Annotated in this window: 11 protein-coding genes, 2 tRNA genes and 1 riboswitch; of the genes, 8 read left to right on the top strand and 5 right to left on the bottom strand. The window is 71.5% G+C overall.

Going from position 1 to position 12,644, the window contains the following annotated elements; translation table 11 throughout:
• Positions 1-66: 66 nt before the first annotated feature.
• Both MDN94_RS06770 and MDN94_RS06765 read left to right on the top strand, forming a co-directional pair.
• A tRNA-Lys gene (locus MDN94_RS06770) sits at positions 67-142 on the top strand.
• Between the two features lie 138 nt (positions 143-280).
• On the top strand, positions 281-454 hold the full coding sequence (locus MDN94_RS06765; protein ID WP_441263196.1) for a hypothetical protein: 174 nt from the start codon (positions 281-283) through the stop codon (positions 452-454).
• Here the strand turns inward: MDN94_RS06765 and MDN94_RS06760 are convergent.
• Positions 439-1,152 (bottom strand): class I SAM-dependent DNA methyltransferase, encoded by a 714-nt coding sequence (locus MDN94_RS06760; RefSeq protein WP_482725026.1) that lies wholly within the window; start codon positions 1,150-1,152, stop codon positions 439-441. The two genes, MDN94_RS06765 and MDN94_RS06760, sit on opposite strands and share 16 nt — an antisense overlap.
• A 224-nt stretch (positions 1,153-1,376) precedes the next feature.
• Between MDN94_RS06760 and MDN94_RS06755 the strand changes: the two genes are divergently transcribed.
• From MDN94_RS06755 to MDN94_RS06730, 6 genes are all read left to right on the top strand, one after another.
• Complete coding sequence (locus MDN94_RS06755) at positions 1,377-1,820, top strand: RrF2 family transcriptional regulator (RefSeq protein WP_441263194.1); 444 nt, start codon at positions 1,377-1,379, stop codon at positions 1,818-1,820.
• An 81-nt stretch (positions 1,821-1,901) separates the two neighbouring features.
• Positions 1,902-3,092 carry a globin domain-containing protein gene (locus tag MDN94_RS06750; RefSeq protein ID WP_482725025.1) on the top strand — a complete coding sequence of 397 codons (1,191 nt, stop codon included), beginning with the start codon at positions 1,902-1,904 and terminating at the stop codon, positions 3,090-3,092.
• 86 nt (positions 3,093-3,178) lie between these two features.
• Positions 3,179-3,252: transfer RNA gene (locus MDN94_RS06745), tRNA-Met, on the top strand.
• 256 nt (positions 3,253-3,508) lie between these two features.
• Positions 3,509-4,612: a PP2C family protein-serine/threonine phosphatase gene (locus MDN94_RS06740; protein ID WP_482725024.1), complete on the top strand. Its 1,104-nt coding sequence runs from the start codon at positions 3,509-3,511 to the stop codon at positions 4,610-4,612.
• Positions 4,613-4,865: 253 nt separating this feature from the next.
• Positions 4,866-5,022: riboswitch (cyclic di-AMP (ydaO/yuaA leader) on the top strand.
• A gap of 11 nt (positions 5,023-5,033) precedes the next feature.
• Positions 5,034-6,077 (top strand): M23 family metallopeptidase, encoded by a 1,044-nt coding sequence (locus MDN94_RS06735; RefSeq protein WP_482725023.1) that lies wholly within the window; start codon positions 5,034-5,036, stop codon positions 6,075-6,077.
• A gap of 128 nt (positions 6,078-6,205) precedes the next feature.
• On the top strand, positions 6,206-7,150 hold the full coding sequence (locus MDN94_RS06730; RefSeq protein ID WP_482725022.1) for an aldo/keto reductase: 945 nt from the start codon (positions 6,206-6,208) through the stop codon (positions 7,148-7,150).
• An 18-nt stretch (positions 7,151-7,168) separates the two neighbouring features.
• Here MDN94_RS06730 and MDN94_RS06725 read toward each other — a convergent pair whose 3' ends face one another.
• The 4 genes from MDN94_RS06725 to MDN94_RS06710 all read right to left on the bottom strand — a co-directional run bounded on the left by MDN94_RS06725 (position 7,169) and on the right by MDN94_RS06710 (position 12,408).
• Positions 7,169-8,542, bottom strand: coding sequence for a PrsW family intramembrane metalloprotease (locus MDN94_RS06725; protein WP_482725021.1), 1,374 nt, complete (start codon positions 8,540-8,542; stop codon positions 7,169-7,171).
• A gap of 71 nt (positions 8,543-8,613) precedes the next feature.
• The gene (trmB, locus tag MDN94_RS06720; RefSeq protein WP_482725020.1) at positions 8,614-9,411 is read right to left on the bottom strand and encodes a tRNA (guanosine(46)-N7)-methyltransferase TrmB; all 798 of its coding nucleotides are present in this window, start codon (positions 9,409-9,411) and stop codon (positions 8,614-8,616) included.
• Positions 9,412-9,555: 144 nt separating this feature from the next.
• The gene (lhgO, locus tag MDN94_RS06715) at positions 9,556-10,785 is read right to left on the bottom strand and encodes an L-2-hydroxyglutarate oxidase (RefSeq protein ID WP_482725019.1); all 1,230 of its coding nucleotides are present in this window, start codon (positions 10,783-10,785) and stop codon (positions 9,556-9,558) included.
• A 129-nt stretch (positions 10,786-10,914) separates the two neighbouring features.
• The gene (locus tag MDN94_RS06710; RefSeq protein ID WP_482725018.1) at positions 10,915-12,408 is read right to left on the bottom strand and encodes an NsdA family TPR-like regulatory protein; all 1,494 of its coding nucleotides are present in this window, start codon (positions 12,406-12,408) and stop codon (positions 10,915-10,917) included.
• Between the last annotated feature and the right edge of the window lie 236 nt (positions 12,409-12,644).

Below are 12,644 nucleotides of genomic sequence, written 5' to 3'. Positions count from 1 at the left end.
GGGGGAGCGGAGATACCCGATCGGCTCCGGGGATCTCTCCCGCTATGCTCAGGGGTGTTGCGTCGAGGGCCGTTAGCTCAATTGGCAGAGCAGCGGACTTTTAATCCGTTGGTTGTGGGTTCGAGTCCCACACGGCCTACCACTCAGCCCCAGGTCAGGAAGGTTCTGGCCTGGGGCTGATCTTGTCTCCGGCCGGCTTCGGCGGTTGTCCGGCCCCACTGGCCGGCCAGGACGCCGGTACCCCGGGAACCCGCGCACACTGGAGACAGGAGGTGTACCCATGGCACTCGAAGACGACTGCGACCACACGACCGGGATCCAGCACGACATCACCAGGACGGGAGACGAGGAGCTCGGGGCGAAGCGGTACCTCTGCGGCAAGTGCGGGCACGAGTACACGGTTCCGCGGCAGGACACCGCGAATGAGGACCCCGGCGGTCAGTCGCTGAAGTAGCGGCGCACACCTGAGGACGCTCGGTCGCGTCGCCGGCAGCAGAGGAAGACCTGTTCCTCGGGCGGCACGTCGCTGATCGCCGGTGCGTAGGTGTACGAGGACTCCTCGAGGATCTCGAAGTCCTGCTCGACGACCTTGTGCAGTTCCTCGCGGAGGTAGCCGGACACCCGGATGCTCTTTCCGAGGAACGGGATCGCGCGGTTGTCCATGTCCGCCTCCACCATCGAGAGCACGAACAGGCCGCCGGGGGCCAGCAGGTGGTGGACGGTGCGCAGGGCCTCGGGGATCTCCTCGCGGGGCAGCATGAGCAGGGAGAAGAAGGCCGTGACCGCGTCGAAGCGGCCCAGATCCGCGGGGCCGCCCGGCCGGAGGTCCGCGACGTCGAGTCTGTGGAACACCCCTTTCGGCACGTTCGCCCGGGCGAGGCGCACCATCTCCTTCGACAGGTCGACGCCCACCACCCCGAATCCGGCGTCCGTCAGCCGCCGCGCGGTCGGCACTCCGGTGCCGCAGCCCAGATCCAGCACCCGTGCCCCGGGGGCCAGCGCCTCGACCAGCCATTCGCCGGCGGAGATCTGGCCCTCCTTGTGCGGGAAGGCGTCGTCGTAGCTGTCGCCGATGGCGTCGAAGGCCTCAGCCTGATCCCTGCGGGCGGGGCGTATGCCCTCGTAGTCGGCGTCGCTGTTCCCGTTCGTCACGAAAGTACCTTTCAGAGGCCGCCTTGGGTTCCCATAATCGCGCCGTCGCCCCCTGGTGTCAGGCGGATGGCATCGGCGTGCCCGGCTCGGTGCTGCGCTTCGGCGCCACGGCTTCGGCCCTCCTTCCGCCGCGCGGCGGCAGGTAGGGGCATGCGGATCCGGGGCGGCGCGGTGAGGCGGACCCCAAATGCGACTCTCAGATGCGTGTTTGCTAGCGTCGCCTCGTGCGACTGACCAAGTTCACCGATCTGGCGCTCCGCGCCGTCATGCGTCTCGCGGTCTCCGAGCAGGGCGGGCCTCTGACCACCCGCGCGGTGGCGGAGGAGATGAACGTTCCTTACGCGCACATGGCCAAGGCGATCGCCCGGCTCCAGCGTCTCGGCGTCCTGGAGGCCCGGCGCGGACGGGGTGGAGGGCTCGAGCTGACCGCGCTCGGTCGGCGGGCCTCTGTCGGATGGCTGGTGCGGGAGCTGGAGGGGGAGGGTGAAGTGGTCGCCTGCGAGGGCGATGCGCCGTGCCCCCTGCGCGGGGCCTGCCGGCTGCGGCGGGCGCTGCGCGACGCGCAGGAGGCGTTCCATGCAGCCCTGGATCCGCTGACGGTGGCCGATCTGGTGGCTTCCCCGGCCGGGCCGGTCCTGGTCGGGCTCTCAGGTCGCCGCACCGGATGACACCAAGCTGAAGCCGTGCCCTCAGGGGTTTCACAACGACGGCTTTGAATGCGTAAATGACATGCCAATTAAGGAGTAGTCGTGCTCTCCGAGCAGTCCGTCCCGGTCGTCCGGGCCACCCTTCCCGTCGTCGGAGCCGCTATCGGCGACATCACCGAGCTCTTCTACCGCAAGCTGTTCGACGACCGGCCCGAGCTGCTGCGGGACTTCTTCAACCGGGGCAACCAGGCCAACGGGGAGCAGCGGCAGGCGCTGGCCGGCTCGATAGCCGCCTTCGCGGGCATGCTGCTCGAGCGGCCCGACGAGCGGCCGGACGCGATGCTGGCGCGGATCGCCAACAAGCACGCCTCCTTGGGTGTCACCTCCGGCCAGTACAAGCTCGTGCACGAGCACCTGTTCGCGGCGATCGCGGAGGTGCTGGGCGACGCTGTCACCGCCGAGGTCGCCGCCGCCTGGGACGAGGTCTACTGGCTGATGGCGAACGCCTTGATCGCCGCGGAATCACGTCTCTACAAGGAGGCCGGCGCCGCCGACGGTGAGGTGTGGCGCAGCATGGAGATCGTCGAGCGGCGCGAACAGACGCCTGACGTGGTCTCGTTCCTCCTTCGGCCGGCCGACGGATCTCCCGCCGGCGCCTTCAGGCCCGGGCAGTACGTCAGTGTCCAGGCCGAACTACCTGACGGCGCACGGCAGATACGCCAGTACAGCCTCTCCGCGGCCCCCGGTGGCTCGCAGTGGCGCATCACCGTCAAGCGGGTGCGGGGCGCTGCCGGTCCACAGGGTGAGGTCTCCTCGTGGCTCCACGAGACCGCGCGGGCCGGGGATCTGCTGACCGTCTCCTTGCCCTTCGGCGATCTGGTGCTGGGCGAGGACGAGGGCCCGCTGCTGCTGGCGTCCGCCGGCATCGGCAGCACGCCGATGCTCGCCATGCTCGATCACCTCGCCGCCACCGGTTCCGACCGCCGGGTCATCGTCGTGCACGCCGACCGCAGCGCGGCGGACCACGCCCACCGCGAGGAGTTGCGCCGTCTCGTCGACGCCCACCCTTCGGCGTCCCTCCACCTCTGGTACGAGGCCGGCGGCGACGCCGGTGCGGCGGCCGGGCCGGCCGACATCGGCGCACTGGACCTCCCCGAGGGGCTCACGGCCTATCTGTGCGGCCCGTTGCCGTTCATGCGCTCCGTACGGGGTGAGCTGCTGCGCCGGGGCGTTCCCGCCGCGGCCGTGCACTACGAGGTGTTCGGGCCCGATCTCTGGCTCGGTCAGGAGTAGCCGGCGACGATTTTCCGGCCTTCTCCCGGCGCTGCTCGTAATTGGTACGGATCTTGCTCTGCATGGCGTAAGGTTGTGTTCACCGACGCGGGGTGGAGCAGCTCGGTAGCTCGCTGGGCTCATAACCCAGAGGTCGCAGGTTCAAATCCTGTCCCCGCTACTGATGACACCGGCCCGGTGGTCGATCGAGAAGATCGACCACCGGGCCGGTGGCTTTTTCCGAGCGTCCCGATCGTCGCCCGGTCGGGCGACCGGAAGTCGCCCCGCGGCGCGTCGGCCTTCAGCCTGATGGGGGCGCGGTACTGTCCGCAGCCGTCAGCGGACCCGGTAGGACCGGCAGGAGACCACCTTTGGGCCAGGAGTGGCGAGATCAGGGCGGCGCCAGAAGAACCCCGTGGTTCGTCCGCGTGTTGCCCATGGCGATGATCGTCGGCGGGGTGGTCTTCGACATGCTGACCCCGCCCCGGTTCACCGCCGTACCTCTTTATGCAGCCGCCCCGCTCGTCGCGGCGCCTGTCCTGTCATGGATGGCGACCCTGCTGACCGGGATCGCCGCGGTTCTGGCGCTGAGCGTCCTCCACGCCGTCAACAGAAGCTTCTGGCAGATCACGGTCCTCACCGAGACGACCACGGTGGTCACCGTCGTCGCACTCGCGCTGTTCATCAACATCCTCGTGCGGCGCAGCGGTGAGCGGCTCGCCTCGGCCCGGGTGATCGCCGAGACCGCGCAGCGGGCCGTCCTGCCCGCGCCGGCCGACCGGATCGGCGGTCTGCACATCGCCGCCCGCTATGAGGCGGCGCAGGCGGGCGCGTTCATCGGCGGCGACCTCTTCGCGGTGCAGGACACCCCTCACGGCGTGCGCCTCCTCGTCGGCGATGTACGGGGCAAAGGGCTGGGGGCGGTGGGGACCGTGGCCGTGCTCATCGGCGCCTTCCGCGAGGCTGCGGAGCAGGAGCGCTCGCTGGAGGGCGTGGCCCAGCGGTTGGAGCGGGCGCTCAAGCGCGAGGGCACCAGGCGTGAGGGGCTGGACGCCATGGAGGGGTTCACCACCGCCGTACTGGGCGAGATCCCGCGCGGCCGGCCCCTGGTGCGACTCGTGAACCGGGGGCATCCCGAGCCCTTGGTGCTGCACGCCGACGGGGCTCTGGACGTCCTGGTGCCGGCGCAGGCCGCGCTGCCGCTGGGTATGGGTGATCTGGCGGCGTGGCCGGACCGGGCGGACGAGTACCCGCTGCCCGACGGGGCGACGCTGCTGCTCTACACGGACGGGGTGACGGAGGCGCGGGACGCTCGCGGCGTCTTCTACGACCCGGTGGAACGGCTCGCGGGGCGTCTCTTCCCGGGGCCTGCGGAGCTGCTGGACGCGCTCGTCGACGACGTACGGCGGTACACCGGCGGCGGATCGAGCGACGACATGGCACTGCTGGCGGTCGGCAGGCCGGCGGAAGGGCAGCCGGAACGGCGCAGGACGGTGCCGGTGGTTCCGCCGGAGCCCGACGGTCGCGGCAGGCCTGCGTGACATAACGCCCCTGATACGGGTGGTGCGCACGCTCCGTAGTCGAAGGGGAGCCGTCCGCATAACATTTGATATGCCATCAGAACCGGGACCGCCTCTGATGTTTGATCAACTCGCCCGGTTCCGGCAGGTTCTGTCCGAGTAAGTCCCGGGTGAAGTCGTTAATGATCACCCGGAACAGCTTGGAATCCGGCCCCGGCGTCTATTAACGTTCGATAACGCAGTGCGGTCGTCCCAGCCGTCGCAGAGGCGGCGCCGTGCGCACGTGCCGAATCCCGCAAGGGAACCGGGGAACCACTAATTGGGGTGAATCGGTCACCCTTTGCCGCTCAGTCCGCGGTCGAGGGCGCCCGTAGGAGACCTTCCTGCTCCGAACCCGTCAGCTAACCCGGTAGGCGAGAAGGAAGGAAAGGAGTACGCCTTCGTGGCGTCCAACATGCCTGCCCCCGAGGCCCGCTTCGCGTCCGAACGTTTCAGTACCGACGCCCCCGAGCGGACCTGGGAGGAGTGGAATCCCACAGAGGACTCCGTCCGCCCCGTGCGCGGCCGGCACCGTGTCATCAAGCAGCGCGGCGGAATCGCCCGCAGCTCCACGGTGCTCGGAGTCGGCGTCATCGCCGCGGTCGGCGCGGGTGGCATAGCCACCGCGCAGGACAAGCCGGCGGTCTCCATCTCCCTTCCCGATTCCATCGCGGACAAGCTTCCCGACGCGAAGTCGCTTCCCGGCGTGGGATCCCTGATCTCCGACTCGGACGACTCCGACGGCGATGTCCACGCCGCGCCGCTCACCGCCGCGACCACGGTCGCCGACACCGGCGCCGGCCAGGCTCAGGCCGCCGGCTCCGGCGAGGCCCTGCGCGCCCGGATCCTCCAGCAGGCCGAGCAGCAGCAGGCAGAGGCCGACGCCGAGGCGAAGGCGGCCGCGGAGGCGCTCGCCGCCGAGCAGGCGGCGGCCGCAGCCGAGAAGCAGCAGAGCGCGGCCGAGGCCAAGGCCGCCGAGGAGAAGCGCAAGGCGGAGGAGGCCGCGCGTGCGGCGGCAGAGGCCGCGCGTCTCGCCGAGCTCGCCCGCAGCTTCTCCCTTCCGACCTCCTCCTACACGATCACCTCCACCTACGGTGAGTCCGGCGCGATGTGGTCCTCCGGCCAGCACACCGGCCTGGACTTCGCGGCACCGACCGGGACCCCGGTCAAGGCGGTGCACGGCGGCACGGTCAAGTCCGCCGGCTGGTCCGGCTCCTACGGCTACCGCATCGTCCTCGAACTCGAGGACGGCACCGAGGTCCTGTATGCCCACCTCTCCTCCATGACGGCGAGCGCGGGCCAGCAGGTGTCCACCGGCGAGACGATCGGGCGCGTCGGCGCGACCGGCAATGTCACCGGTCCGCACCTGCACCTCGAGGTGCACACCGCCGGCGGCGCGGGCATCGACCCGATGGCGTGGCTGCGCGACAAGGGCCTCACGATCTGATCCCTGCCCGGTACGGGTCGCGGTAAGTCCCGTGCCGGGCACATCCATGTCTCCGGCAGTCCTGGCGCACCCCCCCCGACGCCAGGGCTGCCGGAATAGCCGCTACGGGCACGGCCGTTGATCAGCGCATGACCTCTCTGCGCCCCCTCGGTTCCTCCGGCCTGACCGTCTCCCCGCTTGCTCTCGGCGGCAACGTCTTCGGCTGGACGGCCGACGAGGCGAGGACCTTCGCGGTCCTCGACGCGTACACCGCCGCAGGCGGCAACTTCGTCGACACCGCCGACAGCTACTCCTCGTGGGCCCCGGGGAACGAGGGCGGCGAGTCGGAGACCCTCATCGGCAAGTGGCTCGCGGCCCGCGGCAACCGCTCCGAAGTCGTCATCGCCACCAAGGTCGGCGCCCACCCCCGCCACAAGGGCCTCTCCGCGGCCACGATCAAGGCGGCCGCGGAGGAGTCGCTCACCCGGCTGGGCACCGACCACATCGACCTCTACTACACCCACTTCGACGACCCGTCCGTGCCCGTCGAGGAGATCATCACCGCCCTCGACCAGCTGGTGAAGGACGGCAAGGTGCGCGCGATCGCCGCCTCCAACATCAGCGCCGAACGGCTCCGGGCGTCCCTGGACTTCTCCGAGCGGGAGGGCCTAGCCCGCTATGCGGTGCTGCAGCCCCACTACAACCTGGTCTCACGCCGCACCTACGAGGGGGAACTGCAGGACGCCGCCGCCCGCGCCGGCCTCGCCGCCGTCCCCTATTACGCGCTCGCGTCGGGCTTCCTCACCGGCAAGTACCGGCCCGGCACCACGGTGGACAGCGCCAGGGCCCAGGGCGCCTCCAAGCACCTCGAGTCGGAGCGGGGGCTGAGGGTCCTCGACGTGCTCGACAGGATCGCGCAGGCCCGTGGCGTGGAGATCGCGACCGTTGCACTGGCGTGGCTGGCCGCGCAGCCGACCGTGGCCGCGCCGATCGCGTCGGCCCGCACGGTCGAGCAGGTGCCGGCCCTGGTGGCGGCGACGGACCTGGCCCTGACGGACGGCGAGCTGGCCGAGCTGACCGACGCGTCCGCCTGAGACCGCACCGGCGCAAGCTCAATAGCGGTAGGGGTTGTAGCCGCTGTAGTCGCGGTGCGGCGGCGGCAGCGGCGTCCGGGCCGTCGCCTGGGCGGCGTACGCCAGCGAAGGGCCCGCCACCTCCCTGCGCTGCCACAGGTGGTGCAGCAACTCCTGCTCGCGCTCCACGAAATCCGGGCCGGCCGCGCCCCGGTGGGCCCGGTGACGCAGGAAGGCGAGCGTCGTCGCGAACGCCTCGTACTCCGACACGGCGTGCCCGGCCGCCGGGCCGTACGCGCGCCGGGCGAAGTCCCTGGCCACGGTGCGGGCCCGCATCGACGACAGGGCGCGGGGCTCGGCCGCGGACATCCAGCCGGCCGCGGCGTACGCCGGAAGCTCCTCCGAGATCGTGCGCAGCTCACGCTGGCGGGTCCATATCGCCAGCCAGGTGAGCAGCGCGAACACCGGCACCATGAACGCCCCGTACACGGCGTAGAAGCCCCACGGTCCGAGCATCGACGCCGAGCCGTTCCACAGGGCGTGCATCCCCATCGCGAGCGCCAGGCCCAGCAGCGGCAGCGCGATGCGCCGCAACCGCGGCCGCCGGCGCGCGCCGAGCGCGGCGAGACCGAAGCCGAGGCCGGTGAGCACGGTGAAGAGCGGATGCGCGAAGGGCGACATCACGATGCGTACGAAGAACGTCGCGGCGGTCACGGAGGCGAAGCCGGAGGCGCCTATCGCCTGGTCCTCGTCGAAGGCGCTGCCCAGATAGAGGATGTTCTCCGTGAAGGCGAAGCCGGTGGCGGTGAAGCCGGCGACCACCACGCCGTCCACGATCCCGGTGAAGTCCCGTCTGCGGAAGACGAAGAGCAGCAGGATCGCGGCGGCCTTCGCGCTCTCCTCGACGACCGGCGCTATCACCGTCGCGCCGAGGGTGTCGGCCGACGCCGGGTCGGCGGTCGCCGTCGCTATCCAGCGGGTCGCGAAGGTGTTCGCGACGATCGCGACCAGCGCGGCGGCGAACGCGCCCCAGGCGAAGGCGAAGAGAAGATTCCGCCACGGGCCGGGCTCCACCCGGTCGAGCCAGCGGAACGCCGCCAGCAGCAGCGGGACCGGCAGGGTCGCGAGACCGAGACCGACCAGGAAGCCGTGGGTGCCGGTCTGCTCGCGCACGAGCACCAGGATCACCAGAGCGCACAGGGCGAGCAGGGTGATCACCGCACCGGCGCGGAACGCCCGGCTGCGCCAGATCCGCGACGCCGCCCGCGGCCGGTAGCGCAGGCGCGCGGGCACGGGCACCTCGGTCAGCAGCGCGTCGACATGCTCCTGCTCACGCGCGGGCAACACGGGGTGCGGGGGCACCGCCGGGCGCTGCGGACGGTGCTCCGGTGGTTGCTGCGCGGAGTCGGACACCCGTCGACCCTAACCAGGAGCACCGACAAGCGGCGACGGCGCGTCACCCGGCGCGGGCACCGCCGAACAGTTCAGGCCTCTGGCGTGACCCGGCGGAACAGCAGATCGCGGACCTTGTGGCCCTTGTCCAGGCCCTGGCCCTCGAAGCGGGTCAGGGGACGGAACGCGGGTCGCGGCGCGAAGCCGCCGTCCTCCTGTGTGTTCTCGAAATCCGGATGCGCCGACAGCACCTCGAGCATCTGCTCGGCGTACGGCTCCCAGTCGGTCGCGCAGTGCAGGATCGCGCCCGGAGCGAGCGGCCCGGCGGCGAGGGTGAGGAAGTCCGGCTGGATCAGCCGGCGCTTGTGGTGCCGCTTCTTCGGCCACGGGTCGGGGAAGTAGACCCGCATGCCGTGGAGCGAGCGGGGCGGCAGCATCTCCCGCAGCAGGATGATCGCGTCGCCGTTGGCCACCCGGATGTTGGAGAGGCCGTTCCGTTCCGCGAGAGCGAGCAGGTTGCCCTGGCCGGGGGTGTGGACGTCGACGGCGAGGATCCCGGTCCCCAGGTCGTCGGCGGCCATCTGGGCGGTCGCCTCCCCCATGCCGAAGCCGATCTCCAGGACGACGGGAAGCCCGCCGAACATCTTCTCGAGGTCCAGCACCCGGTGTCCGTCGATGTCCAGGCCCCACAGCGGCCACAGCCGCTGCAACGCCTCCTCCTGCCCGGCGGTGACCCGGCTGCGCCGCGGCTGGAAGCTGCGAATACGACGCTCGTGGTGCGAACCGGCCGGATCGGCGGCGGGTCCGCCCGGGAAGCGCGGCTCGCTCTTGGCGCGGATGAAGTGGCGCGGGGCCTCGGAGCTGGGGTCGGGATCTCGGAACTCAGACACAGTGACGCCGATTCTACGAGGGCGCGATCGGGCGGTGCGCCGGCGTGGGCCGCCCCGCGTTGAGCGGGAGCGGTCAGGTCACGAAGTGGCGCGGGCCGGTCCGTGACGCTCCGGGCGAGGCGGGGGCCCAGCGGTCCGGTCGCGTCACCGGGCGGTGCGGGGAAGCGAGGGCGACAGCGCGGTGAGCGCGCGGCGGGCGACCTCGCGGCCGATCGGGAGCGACGCCGTCGCCGCCGGAGAGGGGGCGTTCAGGACGTGTACCGTCCGCGGGGCCTCCCGGATCAGGAAGTCGTCGGCGAGCGTCCCGTCGCGCAGCACCGCCTGCGCGCGCACGCCCGCCGGTGCCGGGTGCAGGTCGTCCTCCGTAACCGCCGGCAGCAGTCGCCGTACCGCCGACGTGAACGCCCGCTTGGACATCGAGCGGCGCAGCTCCCCGGCCCCGTACCGCCAGTGCCGGCGGGCGATGTGCCAGGAGCCGGGCCAGCCGAGCGTGCCCGCCAGGTCCAGGGGCCGGACGGCCGACCAGCTGTAGCCCTCGCGTGCCAGCGCGGGCACGGCGTTCGGGCCGACGTGGACGCCGCCGTCGATGCCCCGGGTGAGGTGGACGCCGAGGAACGGGAACGCCGGGTCGGGCACCGGGTAGACCAGCCCGCGGACGAGACCGGGGCGGGCCAGGTCGTAGTACTCCCCGCGGAACGGGACGATCCGCATCCCCGGGTCGTCGCCCGCGAGCCGGGCCACCCGGTCGCAGTGCAGCCCGGCGCAGTTGACCAGTACCCGGGCCCGTACGACCGTGCCCGAGCGTGTCCGCACCGCGACGCCCCAAGGGCGGCGGTCGACGGCGGTGACCTCCTCGCCGTACCGCACGTCCGCACCGGATGCCGTCGCGAGCTGTGCGGCCACCGCCCCGTAGTCGCAGATGCCGGTCGTCGCCACATGGATCGCGGCGAGGCCGCGGACCTCCGGCTCGTACTCACTGATCTGCGCCGGACCCAGCTCGCGCACCGGAATGCCGTTCTCCCGGCCGCGCTGGACCAGGGCGTGGAGCCGTGGGAGCTCCTCCCTGTCCGTCGCCACGATCAGCTTGCCGGTGACCTCGTGACCGATGCCGTACTCCGCGCAGAACTTGACCATCTCGGCGGCGCCGTGCACGGCGAACCGGGCCTTCAGGGACCCGGGCCGGTAGTAGATCCCGCTGTGGATCACACCGCTGTTGCGGCCCGTCTGGTGCCGGGCGGGGCCCTGTTCCTTCTCCAGGACCGTCACTCCCGTGCCCGGGGCCGAGCGCGAGAGGGCGTACGCCGTCGACAGGCCGACGATGCCGCCGCCGACCACCAGCACATCGCAGTCGAAGTCATGCCCGGACGCCCTCACCGCGTCACCTCCCACCCCGATAGTGCACTGGCCCGCTGACAACGCGCTCAAACCAGTCGACACGCGGGAGACACGCCCGACTTCCACGCGGGAACCGCCGCCGGCGTCGCCGGGGGTGCCGTGAGGGCGTCAGGCAGGTGTCATGAGGAGCGGGCGGGCCCTCTCCCGCAGCTCCATGACCCGCGGCTCGTCGCCGTACGGCTCGAGCCGGTGCAGCAGGTCCCGTACGTACTCCGTGGTCCGAGCTGACGAGATCCGGCCCGCGACCTCCACCGCGCGGGTGCCCGCCGCACAGGCAGCGTCCAGATTGCCCGATTCCAGCTCGGCCACCGCGGACACCACGAGCCGCAGTCCGTGCGAGCGCACGTACTCCTCCGTGGGGCGGGACAGTGCCTGCTCCGTGAAGCGCCGCACCTGCCGCGGCGCCTTCAGGTCGCGGTAGCACTCGGCCGCGTCCGCCGCGAATCTGTCGTACGAGTAGAAGCCCAGCCAGGACGGGTCGCCGTCGCCCTCCCTCGACCTCTCCAGCCAGCCCTCCGCGGCCTTGAGGGCCGCGCCCGCGGCCGCCGCGTCGTTCGCCTTGGCGTGGGCGCGGGCCTCCACCAGCCGGAAGAAGCTCATGGTGCGGGCGGTGGCGAGTCCCCGGTTGCGTTCCAGTGCCGCCTGGGCCAGGTCGACGCCCTCGTCGGCGAAGCCGCGGTACGTCGCCTGGAGCGACATGGAGGCGAGCACGTATCCGCCCAGCGGCACGTCGGCGGCGGCGCGGGCCAGGCGCAGCGCCTGGATGTAGTAGCGCTGTGCGGCCTCCTGCTGCCCGGTGTCGAAGGCCATCCACCCGGCGAGCCGGGTCAGTTCGGCGGTCGCGCCGAAGAGGGCCCGGCCCACTTCGTCCGAGTACGAGCCGAGGAGCAGGGGTGCGGCGTCGACGCGCAGGCACTCGGGGACCATCGACGAACGCCAGTCCCCGCCCCCGTACTTGGAGTCCCAGCGGCGGGCGTCCTCCGCCGCCTCCCGGAGTTTCGCGACGTCGCTGTGGCCCACGCGGGCGGGCGTGTCGACAGCGTCCGCGATCTCCGTGCCGTCGGGAACTTCCGGGGAACGGGAAGAGGGGTCGGAGGAGAGGGACGAGCCGCCGGTGGCGTCGAACAGCCGCTCGACCGACGCGTCGGCCGGGGTTATCAGCCAACGGGAGGCGGGCGTCGCGTAAGCGCTCACTGCGAACGATCCGGCCAGGGACTGCCAGATGCCCCCGCCGCCGGCACGGCGGCCCGCAAGATCCAGCCGGTACAGTTCGGTGGCCGATTTCACCGCTTCGCCGACATCGCGCGGGAACGCCAGTCCCACCTCGGGCGCCGGGTCGGCGTCGGCCAGTCCGATCTCGTGGAGCGGCACCGGACGGCCCAGCTTGGCGCCGATGGCGGCCGCGATCAGATGAGGTGCGGCGCCCTGCGGCACCATGCCCTTGGACACCCACCGCGCCACCGAAGTCTTGTCGTAGCGGAGGGTCAGACCACGCTGCGCGCCGAGGTCGTTGACCCGCCGCGCGAGGCCCGCGTTGCTGATTCCCGCGAGGGCGAGAACCGTGCCGAGCTTTTCGTTCGGCCCGCGTTGCTCCCTGGACATGCGCCACCCCTCGACACGCAGACGGCTGCCGCGCACGGCCCGCGCACGGCATTCGTGCTGGGTTCTCCCGGTTCGCAGCACCCCCTCCCGACCGGTCCCGGCTGCAAAATCATGTGGCCGTGCCCTGCGGAATATGCGCGCCTGTGGAGAACAGCAGCAAACACAGCGTAGTTCGCCGCATCCCGACCGTTAAGGGGCCAACTTCCCTATGGCGGGATTGTTGTCCGTACGGGTGA

The sequence above is a fragment of the Streptomyces sp. WAC00040 genome (assembly GCF_056835925.1).
Note: the sequence above shows the minus strand (reverse complement) of the source record. Positions and strands in the feature narration are given on the sequence as shown.